The sequence below is a fragment of the Klebsiella oxytoca NBRC 105695 genome (assembly GCF_001598695.1).
GTDB lineage: Bacteria > Pseudomonadota > Gammaproteobacteria > Enterobacterales > Enterobacteriaceae > Klebsiella > Klebsiella oxytoca.
The window spans coordinates 691,155-713,964 of the sequence record NZ_BCZK01000001.1; the positions used below are offsets into that span (position 1 = coordinate 691,155).

18 protein-coding genes and 2 pseudogenes are annotated in these 22,810 nt (G+C 60.6%); 16 read left to right on the forward strand and 4 right to left on the reverse strand.

Features of this window, described 5'->3' with window-relative positions; translation table 11 throughout:
- Window position 1: 1 nt before the first annotated feature.
- Window positions 2–598 carry a cysteine dioxygenase family protein gene (locus tag KO1_RS03100; RefSeq protein ID WP_004102858.1) on the reverse strand — a complete coding sequence of 199 codons (597 nt, stop codon included), beginning with the start codon at window positions 596–598 and terminating at the stop codon, window positions 2–4.
- 107 nt (window positions 599–705) lie between these two features.
- Here KO1_RS03100 and KO1_RS03105 point away from each other — a divergent pair, with 107 nt between their 5' ends.
- From KO1_RS03105 to KO1_RS03135, 7 genes and pseudogenes are all read left to right on the forward strand, one after another.
- On the forward strand, window positions 706–1,599 hold the full coding sequence (locus KO1_RS03105) for a LysR family transcriptional regulator (protein WP_023321156.1): 894 nt from the start codon (window positions 706–708) through the stop codon (window positions 1,597–1,599).
- Between the two features lie 145 nt (window positions 1,600–1,744).
- A pseudogene (locus KO1_RS03110) lies at window positions 1,745–2,849 on the forward strand (LLM class flavin-dependent oxidoreductase).
- Window positions 2,827–3,972: an acyl-CoA dehydrogenase family protein gene (locus KO1_RS03115; RefSeq protein ID WP_004102852.1), complete on the forward strand. Its 1,146-nt coding sequence runs from the start codon at window positions 2,827–2,829 to the stop codon at window positions 3,970–3,972. Before KO1_RS03110 ends, KO1_RS03115 begins: the two are co-directional and overlap by 23 nt.
- A gap of 11 nt (window positions 3,973–3,983) precedes the next feature.
- The gene (locus KO1_RS03120; protein WP_004102851.1) at window positions 3,984–4,958 is read left to right on the forward strand and encodes an ABC transporter substrate-binding protein; all 975 of its coding nucleotides are present in this window, start codon (window positions 3,984–3,986) and stop codon (window positions 4,956–4,958) included.
- On the forward strand, window positions 4,955–5,992 hold the full coding sequence (locus KO1_RS03125) for an ABC transporter substrate-binding protein (protein ID WP_004102849.1): 1,038 nt from the start codon (window positions 4,955–4,957) through the stop codon (window positions 5,990–5,992). The genes KO1_RS03120 and KO1_RS03125 overlap by 4 nt, the downstream gene beginning before the upstream one ends.
- On the forward strand, window positions 5,973–6,968 hold the full coding sequence (locus tag KO1_RS03130) for an ABC transporter permease (protein ID WP_023321154.1): 996 nt from the start codon (window positions 5,973–5,975) through the stop codon (window positions 6,966–6,968). Before KO1_RS03125 ends, KO1_RS03130 begins: the two co-directional genes overlap by 20 nt.
- Complete coding sequence (locus KO1_RS03135) at window positions 6,962–7,750, forward strand: ABC transporter ATP-binding protein (RefSeq protein ID WP_004102846.1); 789 nt, start codon at window positions 6,962–6,964, stop codon at window positions 7,748–7,750. Before KO1_RS03130 ends, KO1_RS03135 begins: the two co-directional genes overlap by 7 nt.
- A 179-nt stretch (window positions 7,751–7,929) precedes the next feature.
- Here KO1_RS03135 and KO1_RS03140 read toward each other — a convergent pair whose 3' ends face one another.
- On the reverse strand, window positions 7,930–9,951 hold the full coding sequence (locus KO1_RS03140; RefSeq protein ID WP_097365455.1) for a TonB-dependent siderophore receptor: 2,022 nt from the start codon (window positions 9,949–9,951) through the stop codon (window positions 7,930–7,932).
- 557 nt (window positions 9,952–10,508) lie between these two features.
- Between KO1_RS03140 and KO1_RS03145 the strand changes: the two genes are divergently transcribed.
- From KO1_RS03145 to KO1_RS03180, 8 genes and pseudogenes are all read left to right on the forward strand, one after another.
- A complete protein-coding gene (locus KO1_RS03145) occupies window positions 10,509–11,330 on the forward strand; it encodes an ABC transporter ATP-binding protein (RefSeq protein ID WP_004102842.1) in 822 nt (273 codons plus the stop codon).
- Entirely contained in the window at window positions 11,327–12,352 is a 1,026-nt protein-coding gene (locus KO1_RS03150) for a FecCD family ABC transporter permease (protein ID WP_017145715.1), read from the forward strand. The genes KO1_RS03145 and KO1_RS03150 overlap by 4 nt, the downstream gene beginning before the upstream one ends.
- Window positions 12,349–13,401, forward strand: a complete 1,053-nt coding sequence (locus tag KO1_RS03155) for a FecCD family ABC transporter permease (protein WP_004102840.1) — start codon at window positions 12,349–12,351, stop codon at window positions 13,399–13,401. The genes KO1_RS03150 and KO1_RS03155 overlap by 4 nt, the downstream gene beginning before the upstream one ends.
- A pseudogene (locus KO1_RS03160) lies at window positions 13,392–14,365 on the forward strand (ABC transporter substrate-binding protein); the annotation flags it as partial. The gene KO1_RS03155 and the pseudogene KO1_RS03160, both read left to right, overlap by 10 nt.
- The gene (locus KO1_RS03165; RefSeq protein ID WP_004102837.1) at window positions 14,362–15,261 is read left to right on the forward strand and encodes a MurR/RpiR family transcriptional regulator; all 900 of its coding nucleotides are present in this window, start codon (window positions 14,362–14,364) and stop codon (window positions 15,259–15,261) included. The pseudogene KO1_RS03160 and the gene KO1_RS03165, both read left to right, overlap by 4 nt.
- Window positions 15,262–15,356: 95 nt before the next feature.
- Complete coding sequence (locus tag KO1_RS03170; RefSeq protein WP_004102835.1) at window positions 15,357–16,127, forward strand: basic amino acid ABC transporter substrate-binding protein; 771 nt, start codon at window positions 15,357–15,359, stop codon at window positions 16,125–16,127.
- Between the two features lie 64 nt (window positions 16,128–16,191).
- Window positions 16,192–16,959, forward strand: coding sequence for an amino acid ABC transporter permease (locus tag KO1_RS03175; protein ID WP_004102832.1), 768 nt, complete (start codon window positions 16,192–16,194; stop codon window positions 16,957–16,959).
- The gene (locus tag KO1_RS03180; RefSeq protein ID WP_004102830.1) at window positions 16,943–17,665 is read left to right on the forward strand and encodes an amino acid ABC transporter ATP-binding protein; all 723 of its coding nucleotides are present in this window, start codon (window positions 16,943–16,945) and stop codon (window positions 17,663–17,665) included. The genes KO1_RS03175 and KO1_RS03180 overlap by 17 nt, the downstream gene beginning before the upstream one ends.
- A gap of 100 nt (window positions 17,666–17,765) precedes the next feature.
- Here the strand turns inward: KO1_RS03180 and KO1_RS03185 are convergent, their stop codons facing one another.
- Window positions 17,766–18,971, reverse strand: coding sequence for an MFS transporter (locus KO1_RS03185; RefSeq protein ID WP_004102828.1), 1,206 nt, complete (start codon window positions 18,969–18,971; stop codon window positions 17,766–17,768).
- 281 nt (window positions 18,972–19,252) lie between these two features.
- Here KO1_RS03185 and KO1_RS03190 point away from each other — a divergent pair, with 281 nt between their 5' ends.
- Window positions 19,253–20,404, forward strand: coding sequence for a M20 aminoacylase family protein (locus KO1_RS03190; RefSeq protein ID WP_023321150.1), 1,152 nt, complete (start codon window positions 19,253–19,255; stop codon window positions 20,402–20,404).
- A gap of 151 nt (window positions 20,405–20,555) precedes the next feature.
- On the opposite strand, the gene fdhF is transcribed toward KO1_RS03190, so the two are convergent.
- Entirely contained in the window at window positions 20,556–22,706 is a 2,151-nt protein-coding gene (gene fdhF / locus KO1_RS03195; RefSeq protein ID WP_016809484.1) for a formate dehydrogenase subunit alpha, read from the reverse strand.
- Window positions 22,707–22,810 lie beyond the last annotated feature (104 nt).

The following is a 22,810-nucleotide window of genomic DNA, read 5'->3' on the forward strand; positions in this document are numbered from 1 at the left end:
ATTAATTATCCTTTGAGAGATCCCAGATATTGGGCAAGTGGCGATTGGAGTAACCGGAGACAAAAGGTTTGACGAGGCCTTCCGGGGTATAGACCGCGCGCCTGACGCCGCCGATATTGCCGCCGTAAACGTGAATACTGATCGAGACGCTATCCGCGAGGGCGTTGCTCACCCGGTGAATATCGCCATCGCGGGAAGAGACTTTTTCTACTTCACCAGGGGAGAGGCGTTCGGCAACGCCGCTGACCACCGGCTGGCCGCGCTCGTCCAGGCGGTAGCGCTGATTCTCCTCCGCGCCGCGCAGCATGCCGATGGCGCCCCACACCCGATGATCGTGAATCGGCGTCGATTGCCCAGGCCCCCAGACGAAGCTGACGATGGAAAATCGCTGTCCGGAATCGGCATGCAGTAGATACTGCTGATAGTGGTGGGGGTGCGGCAGGGTGTACTCTTCCGGCAGCCAGTCATCTTTTTTTACCAGCGTGGCCAGGCGCTGAGCCACGGCGTCAAGCAGGGCTGGCTCATCGGCAAATTCGCGATGCAGGGCATCAAGGTCCTGAATAAACTGGCGTAATTTTTCCACTCGCGGTGCGGTCATGGTCGCTTCCTGTTGTCGGGACTGGTCTTTACGCTAGCAAAGGCGTTAATATAATTAAAATGCAATTTCCTCATATATTAATATGCAAAAATCACATTAAGGACGCTATGCGCATCGACGACATTGACGCACTGCTGGCCACCGTGCAGTTCTCCTCGCTTAATCAGGCCGCGGAATATCTCGGTATTACCCAATCGGCGATAACCCGCCGACTTCAGCGACTGGAGCAAACCCTCAACGTGACGCTGCTTGAGCGTCAGACCCGGCCGCTCACCCTGACCGCCGCCGGGCACCGGGTTTACGAGCAGTGCCTGAGCATCAAGCGGGAGACCAAAAAGCTGTACGGCCTGCTCGACCCCGAGGCCGAGCCGCACGGCATCCTGCGTCTCGGGGTTCCGCAGAGCGTGGCGGAAATTGCGCTGCAGCCGGCGCTGACCGCGCTGCGCCAGCAGTTTCCCGCCCTGAGACCGCAGGTGACCTGCGGCTGGAGCGGGCTGCTGCAAAAGCGCCTTGAAAGCGTCGAGCTGGACGGCGTGCTGGCGATGGGGCCGGAACAGCAACGCTTTGCTGAGGGCTGCGGCGGGCGCTTGCTGTGCCCGCTGGATATTGCGGTGATTGCGGCCAAAAGCTGGCGTCTTCACGCCGGGGCGCTGCGCGACTGCGCGGAAAAAGGCTGGGTGCTTAATCCCGACGGCTGCGGCCTGCGGGCCGGGCTGATTCGCGAGCTGCAGTCCCAGGGGCTGCGTCTGGCGCTGAATGTTGAGACCGCGGGTGCCCAGCTGCAAATCAGCCTCGTGGCGCAGGGGCTGGGGCTTGGCCTGGTCCCGCGCGCCGCGCTGGCCGCCAGCCCGTGGCGCGATGAGGTGACAATATTGACGCTGGCGGATTTCCAGCCCGAGGTGCATCTGTGGCTGGTTCACGCGCAGAATCTGGCTAATCTGAGCCAGCCGCTGACTTTTTTCGCCGGCAAAGTCGTTCAGCAGCTAAACGTATCTGGCTGAAACGTATATATAATTTTTATAAATGCTTATCTTGCATATTAAGATATGATAAAAATGCATTTTGTTCATTAAGAGCCCGTGTATAGGGTAATGAAAACGCGCCGCCGCGGCGGCCCACTCATTATCCTGCTACAAGGAGTTCTGCATGAGCATTCAATTTCTCGGCATGATCGGCCACCGCCTGTCGTCGGAAACCATCGCCCCGGTCGGCCCCATTTTTGACCGCGATTACATCGTGCGTTTCGCGCAAACCCACGAGGCCGCCGGGTTTGACCGCCTGCTGGTAGGCCACTGGTCCGATCAACCCGACGGATTTCTGGTGACCGCGCTGGCGGGCCTGTCGACGCAAAAGATCGGCTTCCTGTTGGCTCATCGTCCCGGTTTTGTCTCGCCGACCCTCGCTGCGCGTAAGTTCGCTACCCTTGAACATCTGCTGGGCGGACGGCTGGCTGTGCATATCATCAGCGGCGGCAATGACGCCGAGCAGCGCCGCGACGGCGATTATCTCGATCACGACCAGCGCTATGCGCGCACCGATGCCTTCCTTGAGACCCTTCGCACGGTGTGGACCGCCGAACAGCCGGTGGATATCGCCAATGACTTTTATCAGGCGGAACAGGCGTGGTCGGCGATACGCCCGCTGCAAAAACCGCATATCCCTCTCTACTTCGGCGGCTCGTCGGAAGCCGCTATCGCCGTGGCCGGCAAACACGCCAATGTTTTCGCTCTGTGGGGCGAGTCGCTGGCGCAAACCGAGGAAACCATCCAGCGCGTGCGGGCCGAGGCGGCGAAACATCAGCGAGAAATCGACTTCAGCGTCTCGTTCCGGCCGATTATCGCCGCGACCGAAGCTGAGGCCTGGGAAAAAGCCGAGCATATTCTGCACGTCGCCACCGAACGGGCGGCGCAGAGCGGGGACGGCTTCAAAGCCAAGCCCGACAGCGTCGGGGCGCAGCGTCTACGGGCCACCGCAGCGCAGGGCAAGGTGGTAGATAAACGTCTGTGGACCGGAATTGCGCAGCTGGTGGGCGGCGGCCACAACTCTACCGCGCTGGTAGGCACTCCGGAACAGGTTGCTGACGCGCTGCTCGATTATTACGACCTCGGCGTGCGCAACTTCCTGATCCGCGGATTCGATCCGCTCAACGATGCCCAGGAGTACGGTAAAGCGCTGCTGCCGATCGCCCGCGAAAAAGCGGCCCTGCGCGCCGCGGCGGAGCGCGCATCGTGAAACATCCGGCTACCGATGAGTGGGCGCGACGGCTCGCGGAGATTCGCCACCTGATGGCGGAGCAGGCGGCCAGCCTCGACGCCAGCGGCGACTTTCCCCGCGACAATATCGACCGTCTGCGCCAGCGCGGCTTTTTAAGCCTCGCCGTACCGCTGCAGTACGGCGGGGCAGGTGCCGATCTTCCCAGGCTCCAGCAGGCGATTGCCGCTATTGCCTGGGGCGAACCGGCGACGGCGCTGATTGTCTGCATGCAGTACCTGCATCATCTGCGGCTGGCGGAAAACGAGAACTGGTCCGAGCCGCTGCGCCAACGGGTTTTTCACGATGCCGTTGAGCGGGGAGGATTGATCAACAGTCTGCGCGTGGAGCCGGAACTGGGCTCCCCGGCGCGCGGCGGCCTGCCGCAAACCGTGGCGACCCGCCGCGCGGAAGGGTGGCAGATTAATGGCCATAAAATTTATACCACCGGTATTGAGGGGCTGAGCTGGCTGGCCATCTGGGGCCGCAGCGACGACGCTCCGCCGCTGGTCGGCACCTGGCTGGTGCCGCGCGAAAGTGACGGTATTAGCGTCGTCAAAAGCTGGGACCACGGCGGAATGCGGGCAACCGGCAGCCATGAAGTGGTGCTCAACAACGTGCAGGTGGCCGCCGATCACGCGGTGGATGTATGGGCTGCCGATGCGCCTCCCGCGCCGGATGCTGAACAGTTTCGCCTGTTTGCCAACCGCCACACGGCGCTACTGGCGGCAATTTACGACAGCATCGCGCGGGCGGCCCGCGACTGGCTGGTGTCCTGGCTGGGTACGCGTATCCCGGGGAGCCTTGGGCAACCGCTTTCCAGCCTGCCGCGGGTGCAGGAAAAAGTCGGCCAGATTGACGGCTGGCTACTGGTCAATCGCAGTCTGCTGGAAAAGGCCGCGCAGCTGGGCTTTTCCGCCATTGAGGCGAATCTCGCGAAAGTCACGATTACCGACAACGCCATTCAGGCGGTAAACCTGGCGCTGGAGCTCACCGGCAACCATGGCCTGAGTCGGCAAAATCCTCTGGAACGCCACTATCGTAACGTGCTTTGCGGACGGGTACACACCCCGCAGAGCGACAGCGCGTGGCTGGCGGCCGGCAAATACGCTTTTCAAAAATAAGGATAATTCTCATGCGCAGATTTAATGTTACCGCTTTAGGCGGCGCGATCATGCTGCTGGTCCTCAGCGGCTATGCGGCGGCTCAGGAGCGAATCACCCTGCGAATTGCCGATCAAAAAGGCGGCATGCGTTCGCAGCTGGAAGCCGCCAACGCCCTGCAGAATCTCCCATATGAGATTAAATGGGCCGAGTTTCCGGCCGCCGCGCCGCTGGCGGAAGCGCTTAACGCCGGGGCGGTGGATGCGGGGATAATCGGCGATGCGCCGCTGCTGTTCGCGCTGGCTAACGGCGCGCCGGTTAAAGCCATCGCCGTCGATAAAAGCAACCCGGCCGGCACCGCGGTGCTGGTCTCGCCCGGCAGCGCGTTGAAAAGCGCCGCGGATTTAAAAGGCAAACGCATCGCTACCGGTAAAGGATCGATTGGCCACTTTGTGGCGCTGAAAGCGCTGGAGCAGGCGGGAATTTCGCCAAAGGATGTGCAGTGGGTGTTTCTCGGTCCGGTGGACGCCAAAGTGGCGCTGCTCAACGGTTCGGTTGATGCCTGGGCGACCTGGGAGCCGTACACCACGCAGTTGGTGAAGACCGCCGAGGGGCAGATCCTGGTCAGCGGCAAAGGGTTGCTGCCGGGCAACACCTTCCTGGCGGCAACCGATGATACCCTGAAGGACCCGCAGAAGCGCGCGGCGCTGCAGGATTACCTCAATCGCCTGGCCGGCGCCGAGCGCTGGGCGTATGCCAATCTCGATAGCTACGGTAAAACCCTGGGGGAGATTATTCGCTTCCCGGCGGATATCGCCCGCGCGCAGTTTGCCAATCGCCAGTCGCAGTGGCAGCCTCTGAACGCGAAGACGGTCGCCCAGCAGCAGTCGACGGCGGATTTTTATCTCGCCAACGGGCTGATCCGCGCGAAGCTGGACGTGACGCCGACGTTTGATAACGGCTTTAGCGTGCCTGCCGCGCAGGCCCATGCGGAGGCGACGCCATGATAACCTCTGCTTTTTCCCGCCGTCGTTTCTTACGCTTGACCGGCAGCCTTGCGCTGGCCGGCGCATCCCTGCCGCTTTGGGCTCACGATATGGCGGCTATGGCGAGCGGTGAGGAACACCTGGCCCTGCGCCTGGCGCAGCCGTACAAAATCAAGCTGGCGATTAACAAAAGCGCGGTGTGCCTGGCGCCAGTCGCCGTCGCCGAGCAGCAGAAGATCTTCACTAAATACAATCTCGACGTGGAGTTCGTTAACTTCGGCAACTCGACGGACGTGCTGCTGGAGGCAATTGCCACCGGCAAGGCCGACGCTGGCGTCGGGATGGCGCTGCGCTGGCTGAAGGCGCTGGAGCAGGGCTTCGACGTGAAGCTCACCGCCGGAACCCACGGCGGCTGCCTGAACCTGCTGACGGCGAAAAACTCGCCGTTCGGCGGCCTGGAGAGCCTGAAGGGGCAAACCATCGGCGTCACCGATATGGCGGGGCCGGATAAAAACTTTTTCGCCATCTTGCTTAAGCGCCACGGTATCGATCCGATAAGCGATGTGCAGTGGAAAGTCTATCCGGCGGATTTGCTCAGCGTGGCGCTGGATAAACGCGAAATCGCCGCCATCAGCGGCAGCGAACCCTTTAGCTATCGTCTGCTGGACACCGGTAAATATCAGCTTATCGCCAGCAATATGACCGGCGATTATGCCAGGCTGAGCTGCTGCGTACTGGGGGTCAGCGGTAGCCTGGCGCGCGATCATAAACCGGCCGCTGCCGCGCTCACCCAGGCGATTCTTGAGGCGCACAGCTATGCCGCCGCGCACCCGGAGAGCGTGGCGCAATCCTTCCTCGCCCATGCGCTGAATACCAATGAGGCGGAGGTCAGCGGCATTCTCCACGGCCAGGGGCACGGTCATCACGCGGTGGGCGAAGCGTTTGTTAAAGAGCTGACCCAGTACGCGGTGGATCTTCAGCGGGTGCAGGTCATTAAACCGGGAACCGATCCCCATCAGTTTGCGGAGAGCATTTATGTCAACGTTTTCGCCTGAACGGGCGCTGGCGCGCCCGGCAAGCGGCAGGCCGCGGTGGACGGAAGGCTGGCTGGCCGCCGCGCTGTGGATGCTGGGCGGCTTGTATACGCTGGCCTGGCCCGATGCCGGGCGGCGCTGGCCGTTTAGCGAAGGGTGGGCGCTGGCGCAGTTCACCCTCGGCGGCGGGCTGCTGGTGCTGGCGCTGAGCTACCGCTACTGGCGGCAGCGGGGGACGCGTCTGCAGCATGCCGGAAAGTGGCTGGCGCTGCTGCCGCTGCTCTTTGCGCTGTGGGAAGGGCTGACGGCAAAGACGGCATTTTTGCCGGTGCCGTTTTTCGCGCCGCCGCAGGCGCTGATTGAGGTGCTGCACGATGACTGGCCGCGCCTGCTCGATAGCCTTCTGCATTCGCTGGGGCTGCTCGGGCTCGGGGTGCTGCTGGGCACCAGTTGCGGTTTTATCAGCGGGCTGGCGATCGGCTGGTCCCAGCGGATCGGCTACTGGGTGCATCCGGTGTTACGTCTGCTGGGGCCGGTGCCGTCCACCGCGCTGCTGCCGCTGTGCCTGTTTATCTTCCCTTCCAGCTTTGGCGCCAGCGTGTTTCTGATCGCGCTCAGCACCTGGTTCCCGGTGACCGTGCTGACCTGGTCCGGGGTTATCGGCATCGATAAGGCGTGGTATGACGTGGCGCGTACCCTGGGCGCCAGCCAGCGTTTCCTGATCCTGCGCGTGGCGATCCCCGCCGCCTTGCCGAACGTTTTTGTCGGCCTGTTTATGGGGCTGGGCGCGTCGTTTTCGGTGCTGATTGTCGCCGAAATGGTCGGCGTGAAATCCGGGATCGGCTTTTATCTGCAGTGGGCGCAGGGCTGGGCGGCCTATCCCAATATGTACGCGGCGCTGCTGGTGATGGCGCTGCTTTGCTCCGGCCTGATTAGCGGGCTGTTTATGGTGCGCGACCGGCTGCTGAGCTGGCAGCGGGGAGGGATGCAATGGTAACCGCGAACGCCACTTCTCAGGCGGCATCGACCGGCGCGGCGGTGTCGATAAGCCATCTGCATCATGCTTTTACCCTCGGCAAACGGACGGTGCCGGTGCTGGAGAATATCAGCCTGCAGTTGCGGCCCGGAGAAAGCGTCGCGCTGCTCGGCCCTTCAGGCTGCGGTAAATCCACTCTGCTGCGGCTGCTGGCGGGACTGGAGCCGCAGCAGGCCGGGCAAATTCAGATTGATGAGGCGGCGATGGGCGGGCCGGGGCCCGAGCGAATACTGGTGTTTCAGGACCCGACCCTTTATCCGTGGCTGACGGTGCGGCAAAACGTGCTGCTGGGGCCGCAGGCGCAGGGGAAAAAGGGGCTTGAGCCAAAGGCCGACGCGCTGATTGCGCGAATGGGTCTGCAGGCGTTTAGTGAGGCGTTGCCGCGCCAGCTTTCCGGCGGGATGGCGCAGCGTGCGGCGCTGGCGCGCGCGCTGCTGAATGAACCGCGTCTGCTGCTGCTCGACGAACCGTTGGGCAAACTGGATTCGCTTACCCGCATCAGCATGCAGCGGGAGCTGATCGCCCTGTGGCAGCAGCAGGGCTATACCAGCCTGCTGGTCACTCACGATATCGAAGAGGCGCTGCTACTGTGCGATCGGGTGTTAATCATGTCGCCGCGGCCGGGGCGGATTATCGCCGAGTTTGCGCTGCCGCTGGCGTATCCTCGCCATCGCGACAATCCGCTGCTGCTGCAGCATCGTCAGGATATTCTGCGTATTCTTGGCCAGGGAGAGGATTGGTAAGGCAACGTGCTAACCGGGGGCGTGCTCATTCTGACCGTTCGGCGGGTAGTCCCGGGAGCGGCGCGGTAGGGCCGCGCCTTGCCCGGGCTACAGGGATTGCGCTCATTCTGACCGTTTGGCGGGCAGTGTGGTAGCCCGGATAAGGCGCCGCGCGCCGCGATCCGGGACAGGGATGAGGCTTAAAAATCCATCTTCACCGTAAACTGCACTTCCCGCGGATCGCCGATCTGGTTACCGAGGTTATTGGTGCCGATGGAGGAGGTGTAATAGGTCTTATCGAACAGGTTCTTCACGTTAACCTGCAGGGTGACCGGATATTGTAGCTTCATCTTATAGGCGGCAAACACATCCGCCACCGCATAGCCCTGCAGATAATAATCCGCGCCGTTGGTCCCGGAACGTTTGCTCACCGCGCGACCGCCGCCGCCCACCGTCAGCGTATTGCTGTCGTAGACGTTATGAATGTCATAGCTCAGGAACAGCGAACCGGTGTGTTTCGGCACGTTCGGCAGCGGTTTGCCTTTGTAATCCGGATCGTCGGTGACCTTCGCATCGGTATAGCCGTAGCTGGCGATGACGCTCAGGTTATCGGTCAAGGATCCGGCCACGTCGACTTCGACGCCGCGAGAGCGCACCTTACCGGCGGTTTTCGCCACGGTTTCATCACCCACGGATTCCGTGTAGAGAACGTTGCGCTTATCAATATCAAACAGCGCAATATTGGCGGTGACGCCGTTGAACAGCTCAAACTTTGCGCCCAGCTCGTACGCCGTGGACTCTTCCGGCGGCAGGTTGCCGATATAGCTGGCGATAGAGGACTGCGGCATAAACGACTGCGCTACGTTACCGAACAACGAAACGGACGGCGTCAGCTTATAAACCAGGCCCGCTTTCGGCGTCCATTTTTGGTCGCTGCTGTCGGTATTGACGTTAAACGGGCGGCCCTTACCGGCGTACTGGGTGTAATACTGATAGCGCACTCCGGCAACGGCAATCCATTTATCGGTAAGATAGAGCGCGTCCTGAACGTAGCCCGCGTAGCTCTCCTGCTGAATGCGCTGGTCGCTGTCGGATGCCGAAGCGCTGGAGCATTTGCCAACAGTACCGTAGACCGGATTATAGATATTGAAACCCTTGACGTTCTTACAGCGGATCATATCGGTGCGCAGCAGATCGTAATTCTCATAGGCCAGACCAGTGAGGATCTCGTTGTAAAAGCCGCCAATAACCACGTTACCCTGTAAATCCGCTCGCGAAGAGTGCATTTTCTGGGTTGAACCGTGTGTGGCATCGACGCGGCGGGTCAGGTTGCCGGTCGCCGAGTCGTAGGCCATTACCCGGGCCTGATCGTCGTTGTAATGATCCTGGCTGTAGCTGTAGTCGAAGCGGGCGGTCCAGGCGTCGCTGAGACGGTATTCGGCATTCAGCTGCGCGAGATCGGAATAACCGTCGGTAATATTAAACGGTTCATCAAAACGGGTTTTACGGTCGACGTTCACCGCATGACCGGTGTTCAGATCGAAGATGGTGCCGCGATCGAAGGGAGTACTGTAGTTACGGTGCGAATATGACACGTTCACCGTCGCCCGCTCGCCGAACCAGGTCAGAGAGGGGTTAATAAAGCTGCTCTTCTCTTTGCCGAAATTACGCCAGTAATCTTCATGCTGATATTCGCCAATCACCCGATACGCCAGCGGCGTCCCGTCAATGGGGCCGGTGACGTCAAATCGGCCGGTACCGCCGCCAAAGCTGGTGGAGGTGGCGGAAACAGAGCCGCCAAAAGTGCGCTCCGGGCGTTTGGTCACCACGTTGATTAATCCGCCGGGGTCGAGAATACCGTACAGCGTTGAGGCCGGGCCTTTAAGCACTTCGACGCGTTCGGTGGCGGCGGTAAAACTGCGCGGCAGTACGGTGCGCAAGCCGTTGGTCATGATTGAACCATCGCGGTTAGCGCCGAAGCCGCGGCGGGTAAAGGCATCCTGGGTTCCGCCGAGGGTATTGGTTTGCACCACGTTGGCGACGTTATACAGCGCTTCATCGAGGTTCGTCGCGTGCTGATCCTGCAGCACCTGTTCGCTGACAGTATTGACGACCTGAGGAATATCCAGCATCGGCATGGAGGTCAGGGTAGCGGTTGACGTATTGACCGGCTGATAACCGTTAGTGGCGCTTTGCCTGCTGCCGTCGGCCACGACCGTCATGGTCTCGTCGGCGGTTTTTTTTGTTGTATCGGCGCCATTAACCGCTGCCAATAATCCCGGTGAGGTGAAAAAAATCAGTGAAAAAAGCGCACGCCCTTTTAATGCCGAAGAAGGGACATTTAATGGAGTCATTGTTGTTTCTCGTGAACGAACCTCGCCTTTGCGGTGAGGTAAAGCCAATAAAATCATTGCCCTGGAAAATAAACCTGGCTGTTTTTTACGCCGTACCGCGCGCCAGATATGTAATTGAGAATCATTCAAACACGAAGAAATGTAGTAGTAAACGTTATGTAAGATAAAAAATCGGCGAAATGAATAATCAATCATTTAGCGGCGAACTGACGAGAGGGTAAGCGTTTATTTTCTTGTTTTTATTGATAATAAATTTTTTACCTGGTCATTGACGCGGAGGTGATAAAGCGTGAAGTCAGACGCGGTAATGGGGTATTGACTACTACATTCATCCACCGCATGATCAAAAGAGAATGAGATTTATTTATGTTTGAGTGCGGAACGCGCGGGCCCGACGCCACGCCGTTGCGGCGCGGGAGCGAGTTATGCCACAGCGGGTGTTGCCTGCAGAGCAGGGAATCGTCCTTGATTCCCTGTCGGCCGGATATGGCCAGACGTTAATTATCGACAATATTCATCTCACCATTCCTCACGGGAAAATGACCGTTCTGGCCGGTGCCAACGGTTCGGGTAAATCGACGCTGCTGTCGACTATCGCCCGGATGCTCAAGCCGCTGGGGGGCTGCGTACGTCTGGACGGCGAGGTGATTCACCAGATGCCGACCCGGGAGGTTTCCCGTCGGCTGGGCATTCTGCCGCAATCGCCGCTGACCCCGGAGGGGCTGACGGTTTTTGAACTGGTTTCGCGCGGGCGCTATCCGTGGCAGGGGCTGATGCGGCAATGGTCGCAAGCCGATGAACGGGCGGTGGAAGAGGCGCTACGGCTCACCGGCACCGCAGAATTCGCTCATTTACCGGTGGATAGCCTCTCCGGCGGCCAGCGCCAGCGCTGCTGGATCGCAATGGCCCTCGCTCAGCAAACGGCGACGATTCTGCTGGATGAACCCACTACCTGGCTCGATCTGCGCTATCAGGTCGATATCCTCGAACTGCTGCAAACCTTAACCCGCGAACACGGCCGCACCGTGGTGACCGTCCTGCACGACCTGAACTTTGCGGTGAACTATGCCGACCTGCTGGTATTTCTCAAAAAAGGGCAGATCGCCGGGGTGATTAATGAACAGGAAATCTGCACGCCGGAGCTGATCAAAAACGTCTTTGACGTGGACGTTCAGATGTCGCTCAACCCGCAGACCGGCAAGCCCTTTTTTATGCCGTTCCGCGCTCGTGAGGAGAAAGCTTTATGAGCGCCTCCGCGCTGCTGCTTCAGCGCCGACAATCCCGGCCCCGGCTGGCGCTGGTATTGCTGAGCCTGCTGCTGCTGGGCGGCTCGCTGGTGCATCTCGGGCTCGGCGCGCGCTGGATTGCCCCGCAAACGGTGTTGCAGGCGCTGTTCCATTACGATCCGCGCAATTTTGACCACCGAATTATCGTTGATTTACGTCTGGTACGTCTCGCGGCGGCGCTGCTTACCGGCGCGGCGCTCGGCGTGGCGGGCCTGCTGCTGCAAACCGTGATCCGCAACCCGCTGGGTGAGCCGCATATTCTCGGTCTTAACGCCGGCGCTTCGCTGGCGGTGGTGGCGACATCGGCGCTGGGGATCAGCCTCGGCGGCGTCGCGTTAGCCAGGCCGCTGACCGCCGCCTGCGGCGCGGCGCTGCTGTTTGGCGGCGTGATGCTGCTGTCGTCGTCCGGTCGCGGTGGCGTCACGCCGCTACGCATTACCCTGTGCGGGGTGGCGCTGTCGGCCTTTGCCTCGGCGGTGACGGCGGCGATTCTGATCCTCGATGAACAAACGCTACTGGCGATGCGTACCTGGCTGGCGGGCGATCTTGCCGGGCTGAACTGGCAAACGCTGTGCGCTGCGCTACTTCCGGCGCTGGCGGGGCTGACGATCGCGCTGATCATTGCCCCGCGTCTGAACGTGCTGGCGCTGGGCGATAAGGTCGCGCTGGGGCTGGGGGTGAAAATCGTTCAGACCCGCCTGCTGGGGCTGGCCGCCATTGCGCTATTGTGCGGCTCCGCGGTGGCGGTGGCCGGGCCGATCGGCTTTGTCGGGCTGGTGGTCCCCCACGCGGTGCGCCGGCTGATTAGCGAAGATATTCGCCTGGCGCTGCCGCTGGCCGCTCCGGTTGGCGCCCTGGTGCTGCTGCTGGCGGATATCGCCGCCCGCACGCTGGCGGCCCCCCAGGAGCTGGCGACCGGCGCAATGACCGCGCTGGTGGGGGCGCCGGTGTTTATTGTTATCGCCGCGAGGTTTTTTAAATGAAAAATGCCGTCCGTCGCGCCGGCTTTCGGCCGCTGACCTGCGGCCGCTGGCACATTCTGCTACGGCCCGCGGCATTAAACATCGCCGCTGTTGCGCTGCTCGTCATCCTGCTGCTGGCGCTGTTTGGCCTGACCCGCGGCAGTTTCCCGATGCCCTCCGGTACCCTGTTCCATGCGCTGCTGGGTGGGGAAAACGTGGGCGAACAGCAGCGATTTATTCTGTTTGATATCCGCCTGCCGAGGCTGTTTATGGCGCTGCTGTGCGGGGCGATGCTCGGTCTGGCCGGCGCGGCGATGCAGAGCATTACCCGCAACGGTCTGGCGGATCCCGGGCTTATCGGGGTGAAGGAGGGGGCCAGCATTGTCGTCCTGGCGCTGGTGCTGTTCTTCCCGGCGGTGGGCCTGGTCTGGCGGCCGCTGGCGGGAATGCTCGGCGGCGTGCTGGTGGCGCTGCTGGTTCTGGCGCTGGCCCGCGATTGTTCGCGCCCGCGCTTTATTCTCATTGGCATCGGCGTGTCGTGGACGCTGGCGGCGGCGGTCGGTATTTTTATGACCACCGCCGACGTGCGCGATGTACAAACGGCGATGATCTGGCTGGCGGGGAGTTTGCACGCGGCGACCTGGCCGCTGTTGGTCGTTGCCTTCTGCTGGGCGCTGCCCGGGGCGATGATCCTTTTTTTGACCGCCAGGGCCGCCGATGTGGCGCTGCTCGGCGACCGCACGGCCATCGGCCTCGGCGTACGTCTGCAGCAGCTCACCCTGTTGCGCTTTTTCGCGCCGGTGCTGCTCACCTCCGCCAGCGTCTCCTGCGTCGGTAGCCTTGGCTTTGTTGGCCTGATGGCGCCGCATATGGCGCGTTTTCTGCTGCGCGGCGGCCAGGTGGCGCTGCTCTGCGGCAGCGCGTTAATTGGCGCGCTGCTGGTGTTAGTCACCGATACCATTGGCCGACTGGCGTTCGCGCCGCTGCAGATCCCCGCAGGGATCGTCATCGCTCTGGTCGGTTGCCCGTTTTTTATCGTTCTGCTCTGGCGTCGTCGTGATGCCCTGTAAATCAAAAAGGATCGCTATGCGTTGGTTCGTTTCTCTGCTGGTGCTGCTGGCGGGCGTCGCCTCGGCCGCCGATACGCAAACCTTTACCGACGACTTAGGTCGCACGGTCACCGTTCCACGACATCCGCAGCGCATTGTGTCGATGCACGATCTGGATATCACCATCCCGCTGATTGAGCTTGGCGTCCCGCCGGTGGCCAGCCATGGCCGGACGCGTCCGGACGGCAGCCACTTTTTACGCGCCAGCGCTCAGCTGACCGGCGTTGATTTTGATAACAGCGCGATTCGGTTTATCGGCACGGCGGATATCGATCTCGAGGCGGTAGCCGCCGCGAAACCGGACCTGATTATTACCGAGCCCAGCCGCCACGTTTCGGTGGAGCAGCTGGAGAAGATTGCGCCGACGGTCAGCATCGACCACCTGCAGGGCAGCGCGCCGCGCATCTATAGCAAGCTGGCGCAGCTCACCGGCACCCAGCCGCGGTTATTGATTCTCGAACGCCGCTATCAGGCGCAGATTGCCCAGCTGAAGTCGATTGTGGACACGCAAAAAATCGTGGTTTCGGTGATTCAGGCCAACAACGGCAAGGTTACCGTGCATCACGCCTATCATGCGCTGGGACGCGTGCTGCGCGATGCCGGATTTCGCTTTCCGCCGCTGATCGACAACATCCCCGATGGCCAGCGTATTGACGTCAGCGCCGAGCAGCTACCGGCGCTGGACGCCGATTTCGTATTTGCCACCTGGCGTTCCGATACCGGCGGCAGGCCGCAGGATGAGCTGCAGGCGATGGAGAGCGTGATGCCCGGCTGGTGCGACTTTATGCGCGCCTGCCGCACCGGGCGCTATATTCTGCTGCCGCGCGAGGAGGTTATCTCTAACTCCTACGCTGCGCTGTCGCTGATGGTCGCCCAGGTGCAGTCGCACATTGCCGGTCGTCCTTTGCCCGAGGGATTGCAATGAAAACGGTGGTTAAAAGAGAGAAGGGACGGGTGGACCTGTTCGGTGAGCGTTTTCGCGCTCGCGCGCATCAACTGTCGCCGCGTTTGCTGGCGGTGGTGAGCTATATCAACGAAAACCGGGAAGCGGTGCTGGAGCGCACGGCTATGGAAATCGCCGCCGCGACGAATACCTCGGACGCCACGGTGGTGCGCGCCATCCAGGCGCTCGGCTTCGCCGGCCTGCGGGAGCTGAAGCAGACCATGGAGCGCTGGTTCGGCCCGTCGGCGACCTCGTCGGAAAAAATGATCTCCACGGTGAGCGCCTTGTCCAGCGACGTCAATTCGAGCATCGATTTCGTGCTGGACGGGCATCAGCGGGCCTGCGAAGTGCTGTCGCGCCCCGCCAACCGTGCGGCGGTGGCCCAGGCGGTGGCGCTGCTGACCGACGCCCGCCAGGTGGGGATTTTCGGGATCGGCGCCTCGGGCATTCTGGCGGAATATACCGCCCGGCTGCTGAGCCGCATCGGTCTGCCTTCGTACGTGATGAACCGCACCGGGTTTAGCCTCGCCGAGCAGCTGATAGGCCTGCAGCGCGGCGACGTGCTGATTATGATGGGGCAAAAGTCGCCGCACCGGGAGGGGATGACGACCCTGCGAGAGGCCCGGCGACTGGGAATACCGACGATTTTGCTGACCCAGGCGGTGGATTCCCGCTTTAGCCAGGAGGCGCAGGTGGTGATTGAGGTGCCGCGCGGCGGCGATAACGGTCGGGTGCCGCTGCACGGTACGGTGCTGGTATGCCTGGAGATGATTGTGCTGTCGGTCGCCTCCACCGCGCCGCAAAAAACGGTGAAATCGATGAAGCGGATCAATGAATTGCATCGGGCTATTGGTAAATCCGGCGGTAAACGAAGCTAAACGACAGATAATTTACCGTCGGGAAGGTTTCCGGTTGCATGCCATGCTGACTGTGTGTATTTTTATGCAAAATTAATGCATAAAACGGAGTTGTCATGGTTAAGAACTGGATGAAAGCATGTTGCCTGGTGGCAGCAATGATCGGCACCGCTCAGGCGGCTCAGCAAACGTATGTGGTGGGCTCCGGCGGCACCTATCGCCCGTTTGAATTTGAGAACAGCCAAAAACAGCTGGAAGGTTTTGATATCGATATCATTAAAGCGATCGCCAAAGCGGAAGGCTTTGATATCAAACTGGTCAATACGCCGTGGGAAGGGATCTTCGCCACCCTCAGTACCGGCGATCGCGACATTATTATTTCCGGGATCACCATCACCGATAAGCGTAAGCAAATGGTGGATTTCTCCGCCCCTTATTTCCCGGCTGAGCAGTCCATCGTCGTGCCGGCGGATTCGAAAGTCACCTCCCTTGAGGCGCTGAAAAATGAGAAAGTCGGCGTGGTGAACTCCAGCACCGGCGATATTGTGGTTTCCGAGGTACTGGGTAAGAACAGCACGTCAATCAAGCGTTTTGATAATACCCCGCTGATGCTGCAGGAGCTGTTTGAAGACGGCGTAAGCGCCGCGGTCGGCGACGTCGGCGTGGTGAAATATTACATTAAGCAGCACCCCGAGAAGCAGTTCAAGCTGGTGCCGGATGCCAAATTTGAGCGCCAGTATTTCGGCATCGCGGTGGCCAAAGGCAACAGCGAGCTGCAGGCGAAAATAAACGCCGGTTTACAGAAGATCGTCGCTGACGGCACTTACGCCAAAATCTATAAAACCTGGTTCGACGAGAACGTTCCGACACTGCCAGCGCAGCAATAATTCGATTTTTGTTTTCATCACGGCTATCGACACTGGCGATAGCCGTATTTTTTAGGGAAGGGCTATGACGGGATTCCGTTGGGAGATCATTGAGGAGTACGGTCCGCTGTTTATGGACGGTGCCCTGATGACCATTAAATGTACCATTATCTGCGTGATCCTCGGCACCCTGTGGGGGCTGACCCTCGGGCTGGGGCGCATGGCGAAAGCCGAACATGGGGTATGGAAGTACGTTCTGCGTTACCTGGTGCAGTTTCCGGTGCGCTTTTACGTCAGCGCGTTTCGCGGCACGCCGCTGTTCGTGCAAATTATGGTGGTGCACTTTGCGCTGGTGCCGCTGTTTATCAATCCCCGCGACGGTTTGCTGGTGACCAGCGGCATGATGAGCGCCGATTTTGCCCGCGAGCTGCGCTCAAACTATGGCGCGTTTCTCTCCTGTATCGTGGCGATTACGCTGAACGCCGGGGCTTACGTGTCGGAGATCTTCCGCGCCGGGATCCAGTCGATCGATAAGGGGCAAATGGAAGCTTCCCGCGCGCTGGGAATGCCGTGGTGGAAAACCATGCGTCAGGTGATTCTGCCGCAGGCGTTTCGCCGCATACTGCCGCCGCTGGGCAACAACGCCATCGCCATCGTCAAGGACTCCTCGCTGGCGTCGGCTATTGGTCTGGCGGACCTGGCCTACGCCGCGCGCACCGTTTCCGGCGCTTACGCCACCTACTGGGAACCCTACCTGACCATCTCTCTGGTGTACTGGGTTATTACTTTCCTGCTGGCGCAGCTGGTTAACCGTCTGGAAAAGAGGTTTGGCAAAAGTGATTCACATTCATAATTTACACAAGCGCTTCGGCGACAGCCACGTTCTGCGCGGCATCAGCTGCGATATTAAGCCACAGGAAGTAGTCTGTATCATTGGGCCGTCCGGTTCCGGGAAAAGCACCTTCCTGCGCTGCATGAACGCGCTGGAAACCGTTAGCGAAGGCGAAGTCGAGGTGAACGGCTATGCCGCTCACGATCGCGCGACCGACCTGAATAAGATGCGGGAAAGCGTTGGTATGGTTTTTCAGCGCTTCAATCTGTTCCCGCACAAAACGGTGCTGGAAAACCTGATTATGGCCCCGATGAGCCTGCGCGGCATGGCGCGTGCGGAGGCAACGCATCTGGCGGAAGAGCTGTTGGCGAAAGTCGGACTGAGCGATAAGCGCGACGCCTGGCCCTCCAGCCTTTCCGGCGGCCAGCAGCAGCGCGTGGCCATCGCGCGCGCGCTGGCGATGAAGCCATCGATTATGCTGTTTGATGAGCCCACTTCGGCGCTCGATCCTGAGCTGGTGGGCGACGTGCTGGAGGTGATGAAAAATCTCGCCAGCGAAGGGATGACCATGGTGATCGTAACCCACGAGATGGGCTTTGCCCGTGAAGTGGCCGACCGGGTTATCTTTATCGACCAGGGCATCATTCAGGAAGAGGGTAAACCGGCGCAGATCTTTGGCGCGCCGACTAACCCGCGCACCGCCGCGTTTTTAAGTAAAGTGCTGTAACGACTCCCGGCCCCGGCGCGCGACGGCGCTGCCGGGGAGAAGACCTTACGCGGGCGATGAGGGCGCTTTCGTTCTGTCAAACCGTGACTGCCCTTAAGCGTTACTGCGCCGCCTCGCGAATATCATCCCTCTCTTCTTCGCGCTCACGTTCGTCCGCCAGTAGCGCTTTTTCGTTTTTACCCAGGCATTGAATCAGCAGGAACAGCGCGCCGCTGACAAACAGCGTGATAAGCAGGCCGTCATAGCCCGAGACGCTAATCAACAAGCCGCTGACCACCGGGCCGGCCACGCTGCCTGCAGACCAAAAGAAGCCCAGCAGGGCGTTGATCATAATCAGCTTCTGCCCGGAGAAGGTTTTCCCGGCGCGGACCAGCGATAGGGTATAGAGTGCCCCCGCCGCGGCGCCGAGAATCAGGCAGCCGACAATCAGCTGGATGTACGATGCCAGCAGGAACGGCAGGGCCAGCAGGGCGAGGCAGAAGACCATTGCGCAGGTCAGATGTACGCGGCGGATGCCGAAGCGGTCGGCAATCCAGCCCAGCGGCGCCTGAAATACGGCATCGCCGGTAAGTACTACCGTAACCAGCAATACCGCCGTCACTTCATTCAGCCCTTTATCCATACCGTAAAGCGGCAGCAGCGCCAGTATGCTGGCATCAAAAAAGGCAAAGCAGAAAACGCCGGAAGCCAGCACCGGTAAAAAAGCGCCGAGGCTGCGCCAGCTGGCCCGTTCCGCCAGCCGTTCGCGGCTGCCGGTTGGCAGGTGGCGCAGCATCAGCAGGCAGGCGAGGGTCACCACGCCGACCAGCAGCAGCGTCCAGGATTGCCAGGCCTCTCCGGCGGAGATCAGCAGCGGCCCCGCCAGCTGACAGCCGGTAAAGGCGGAGGCATAAATGCCGGTCAGGGTGGCCCGATTTTTCCCCGCCGCGCCGCCGGTGATCCAGCTTTCGCCAATGACGATAATTACCCCTGACGCCAGGCCGGTCACCAGACGCGGCAGCAGGAGATGAAGCATATCAAACGACAGGCAGGAGGCGATCGTAGCTGCCGCCAGCGCCACCAGGCTGACGGAGAGCAGAAGCCCCATCTCGAAACGCCGGCACAGCGCGGGTGAGAGGAAGGAGGAGATCATCATCCCCGCTGGCGGAAGCGCGGCCAGCAGGCCGACGTAAACGGTATCAATCTGCTGCTGCGCCAGCTCCAGACTGATTAAGGGCACCGTGTATCCGGTGATAAATCCCACTAATGAAGCCGCCATGATCATCGCCAGCGTGGGGGCAAGACGATTCTGCTCTGGGTTGAACATTTTATTTTCGGTTAAGGAGGTCTGTAGAGTGAATTATTCGGCAAAACGCCAGTATAGCTGCATAATAATTAATCGCACGCCTTATGTCACCGTTGATATGACTACAAAAAAACGCAGTGCAGGCCGATGCCGCGCAGGGGCGCGTTGGCGCTGGGTTTGGCGGAAGTTGTCAGCGAGCGGGCGAAAGGATATAACCAATAGGCTAGCGGGTTACCCGTAGCCCTAAAAAATCGCATAAAACACTCGTTCAGCGCTGAAGCTGTGCAGGAAAGGAGTATGTCATGGCTGTGTCCCCTTCACTGATCGCCGAGGCCATTCGCTGGCGACGTGATTTTCATGCTTGCCCTGAGCTGGGGTATCAGGAACAGGAAACGTCGCGCCGGGTGGCTGAACTGCTCGCTTCATTTGGCCTTCAGGTGCATCGCGGGCTGGCGGGTACGGGCGTGGTCGCGACGCTGGAGAACGGCCCCGGTCCGGTAATTGGCCTGCGGGCCGATATGGATGCGCTGCCGATAACCGAGCTGAGCGACGTCGGCTATAAATCGCGAAACCCGGGCGTGATGCACGCCTGCGGCCACGACGGCCATAGCGCGATGCTGCTGGCGACGGCGGCCCATCTGGCGCAGACCCGATGCTTTCGCGGCACCGTGCACTTTGTTTTTCAGCCTGCTGAAGAGAACCTGGGCGGCGCGCGTAAAATGGTGGAAGAGGGGCTGTTTGCGCGCTTCCCGATGGATGCCATTTACGCGCTGCACAACTGGCCGGGTATGCCGCTGGGCCAGGTGGCGATCGGCAGCGGAGCGATGATGGCCTCTCTCGATGCGTTTGAAATCACCCTGACCGGCAAGAGCTGCCATGCGGCGATGCCGGAGCGCGGGGCGGACCCGATTGTCGCCGCGGCACAGCTGATTATGGCGCTGCAAACCATTCCGTCGCGCCGCCTGTCGCCGCAGGAATCCACGGTGGTAAGCATTACCCAGATTTCCGGCGGGGAGGCGATTAACGTGCTGCCGGATAAAGTCGTGCTGCGCGGCACCTTTCGCTGCCTGAACAACCAGGTGCGCGAGCGGGTCAGGGGGCTGATCGAGAGCTATGTCGCCGCCCAGCCGCAGGTATCAGACGTGGAAGGCAAAATCGCCTGGTATCCCGGCTATCCGGTGACCACCAACCATCCTGCCGAAGCGCAGAAGGTTCGTGAGGTGGCGAGTGCGCTTCTGGGCGAGTCGGCGGTGATCTGGAACGGTAATCCGTCCATGGCGTCGGAAGATTTTGCCTGTATGCTGGAGGCCTGCCCGGGCGCTTATTTCTGGATCGGCACCGATGGCGAGACGGCGTCAAAGCCGCTGCATAATGCCGGCTATGATTTTAACGATGAACTGATTCCGCACGGCGTGGCGCTGTGGACGACGCTGGTGGAGACGCTGCTGGCGTAAGAGACCGATCCCCGAGGCGATACTGCGCATCTGTTCGGGCTACCGGCCCGCAGACGGCACTGAACCCGTAGCCCGGGCAAGGCGCGTTGCGCGCCGCCCCCGGGAGCAAAACTTGATATGGAGGGAGAAGCGCGTCTCTCCCTCCGGTGTTTTACACGTTCACGGCCGCTTTCAGGCGGGCTTTCATCTCGCTGTAGCTGTTCCATGCATACTGCTCGGCCCAGCGCTGATCCGCAATAGCCTCTACCTTCACCGCACAATATTTGGTTTCCGGCGTTTTCGAGATCGGATCGAGATTATCCTGCGTCAGCTCGTTACAGGCACCCACCCACCACTGGTAGGTCATATACACCGCGCCCTGGTTAATGCGATCGCTAATGTCGGCGCGGGTAATCACCTTACCGCGTCGCGAGCTCACCCACACCAGCTGCTGATCGGCGATGCCGAGGCGCTGCGCGTCGGCGCGATTGATTTGCACCCGGCCCGGCTCATCGGCAAGCGACTGCAGGGCCGCGCAGTTACCGGTCATCGAACGGCACGAGTAGTGGCCCACTTCGCGCACGGTACAGAGCACCAGCGGGTAGGCTTCATCCGGGGTTTCGGCCGGCGCTCGCCACGGGGCGGCAAACAGCTGGCCTTTGCCGGTCGGCGTGTCGAAGAGATTATCTTTATACAGCCACGGCGTTCCGGGGTGATCCAGCGTCGGACACGGCCACTGTACGTGGTTCATATCGCCCATTTTTTCATAAGTGACGCCGTAGAACAGGGGGCAAAGCTCGCGCATTTCGTCCCAGATTTGCTGGTTATTGTCGTAATGCATCGGGTAGCCCATTTCGCTGGCCAGCAGGCAAATGATTTCCCAGTCGCGCTTAACGTTGCCGGTGGCAATAACCGCCTGCTCGAAGCGCTGGAAACCGCGATCGGCGCAGGTGAAGACGCCGCCGTGTTCGCCCCAGGAGGTGGCGGGCAGCAGCACATCGGCGATCTCTGCGGTTTTGGTCATAAAGATATCCTGCACCACCACGAAATCGAGCGCCTCAATCCCTTTGCGCACCAGGCCCAAATCGGCTTCCGTTTGCAGCGGATCTTCCCCCATGATGTAGTAGGCTTTGATTTCGCCGGCCAGCGCTTTGTGCGGCACTTCGGTGATTCGGGTGCCGACCTGGTCGTCCATGACCGCCGGGTTAACGCCCCATGCTTTAGCAAACTTATCGCGAACGCTGGCGTCGGTGACGTCCTGGTATCCGGGGAACATATTTGGCAATACGCCCATATCGCAGGCGCCCTGAACGTTGTTTTGCCCGCGCACCGGGCCTACGCCGACGTTGGCGCGTCCGAGGTTACCGGTTAACAGCGCGAGGCTGGCCAGCCCTCTGACGACGTCCACCGCCTGGCCGAACTGGGTGACGCCCATGCCCCACATGATGGTCGCGGAGGGGGCGGCGGCAAACATGCGCATCGCCTGGCGAATTTCAGCGGCCGGCACGCCGACTATCTCCTCAACGGCTTCAGGTGAATAGTCTTTTACCGTTTCGCGATAGGCGTCCAGCCCCTCGGTAAAACGGTCGACGTAATCGTGGTTATAGAGATCCTCTTCCAGCAGGACGTGGGCGAAGGCGTTGACCAGCGCCATATTGCTGCCGTTGTTGAGCTGCAGATGGCGATCGGCGATGCGCGCGGTTTCGATACGGCGCGGGTCGCAGACGATGATTTTCGCGCCGTTTTCCCGGGCTTTAATCACCCGGCGGGCGACGATAGGGTGAGAGTCGGCGCAGTTATAGCCGAAGACCAGCAGGCATTTTGAGTTTTCGATATCGCTGATCGAGTTGCTCATCGCGCCGTTACCCAGCGCCAGCTGAAGTCCGGCTACCGACGGGCCGTGGCAGACGCGGGCGCAGCAGTCGACGTTATTGGTGTGGAGCACGCCGCGGGCGAACTTCTGCATCACATAGTTGGTTTCATTGCCGGTACCGCGGGATGAACCGGTCGTCATAATGGCGCGCGGGCCATGCTTCTCCTTTATTTCACGCAGTTTTTTCGCCGTATAGCGGATAGCTTCATCCCAGCTTACCGGGGTGAATTTGCCGCCTTTTTGATAGCGAATCATCGGCTGCTGCAGACGCGGCGTCAGCAGCTGGGTATCGTTGAGAAAATCCCAGCCGTAATAGCCTTTAAGGCACAGCTGATTTTGGTTGGTGACGCCATCAGCGGCTTCGGCTCGGATAATTTTATTGTTTTCGACGACCAGCTTAAGTTTGCAACCGGCCCCGCAATAAGGGCAAACGCTCGTGATTTTTTTCATCAGTAACAGACCTGTTAACAGTGAATAAACAACAACGGACAGACCGGGCCCGGCCCGCCGGTGTCAGGGCGCCATAAGCCAGCGTACCGGCAAATGACGCAAGC

Coding starts and splice junctions, on each gene's coding strand:
- KO1_RS03130 (WP_023321154.1), top strand. CDS start 5,973: ATGTCAACGTTTTCGCCTGAACGGGCGCTGGCGCGCCCGGCAAGCGGC.
- KO1_RS03170 (WP_004102835.1), top strand. CDS start 15,357: ATGGTTAAGAACTGGATGAAAGCATGTTGCCTGGTGGCAGCAATGATC.
- KO1_RS03150 (WP_017145715.1), top strand. CDS start 11,327: ATGAGCGCCTCCGCGCTGCTGCTTCAGCGCCGACAATCCCGGCCCCGG.
- KO1_RS03185 (WP_004102828.1), bottom strand. CDS start 18,971: ATGTTCAACCCAGAGCAGAATCGTCTTGCCCCCACGCTGGCGATGATC.
- KO1_RS03190 (WP_023321150.1), top strand. CDS start 19,253: ATGGCTGTGTCCCCTTCACTGATCGCCGAGGCCATTCGCTGGCGACGT.
- KO1_RS03135 (WP_004102846.1), top strand. CDS start 6,962: ATGGTAACCGCGAACGCCACTTCTCAGGCGGCATCGACCGGCGCGGCG.
- KO1_RS03125 (WP_004102849.1), top strand. CDS start 4,955: ATGATAACCTCTGCTTTTTCCCGCCGTCGTTTCTTACGCTTGACCGGC.
- KO1_RS03175 (WP_004102832.1), top strand. CDS start 16,192: ATGACGGGATTCCGTTGGGAGATCATTGAGGAGTACGGTCCGCTGTTT.
- KO1_RS03100 (WP_004102858.1), bottom strand. CDS start 598: ATGACCGCACCGCGAGTGGAAAAATTACGCCAGTTTATTCAGGACCTT.
- fdhF (WP_016809484.1), bottom strand. CDS start 22,706: ATGAAAAAAATCACGAGCGTTTGCCCTTATTGCGGGGCCGGTTGCAAA.
- KO1_RS03165 (WP_004102837.1), top strand. CDS start 14,362: ATGAAAACGGTGGTTAAAAGAGAGAAGGGACGGGTGGACCTGTTCGGT.
- KO1_RS03140 (WP_097365455.1), bottom strand. CDS start 9,951: ATGACGGTCGTGGCCGACGGCAGCAGGCAAAGCGCCACTAACGGTTAT.
- KO1_RS03155 (WP_004102840.1), top strand. CDS start 12,349: ATGAAAAATGCCGTCCGTCGCGCCGGCTTTCGGCCGCTGACCTGCGGC.
- KO1_RS03145 (WP_004102842.1), top strand. CDS start 10,509: ATGCCACAGCGGGTGTTGCCTGCAGAGCAGGGAATCGTCCTTGATTCC.
- KO1_RS03120 (WP_004102851.1), top strand. CDS start 3,984: ATGCGCAGATTTAATGTTACCGCTTTAGGCGGCGCGATCATGCTGCTG.
- KO1_RS03105 (WP_023321156.1), top strand. CDS start 706: ATGCGCATCGACGACATTGACGCACTGCTGGCCACCGTGCAGTTCTCC.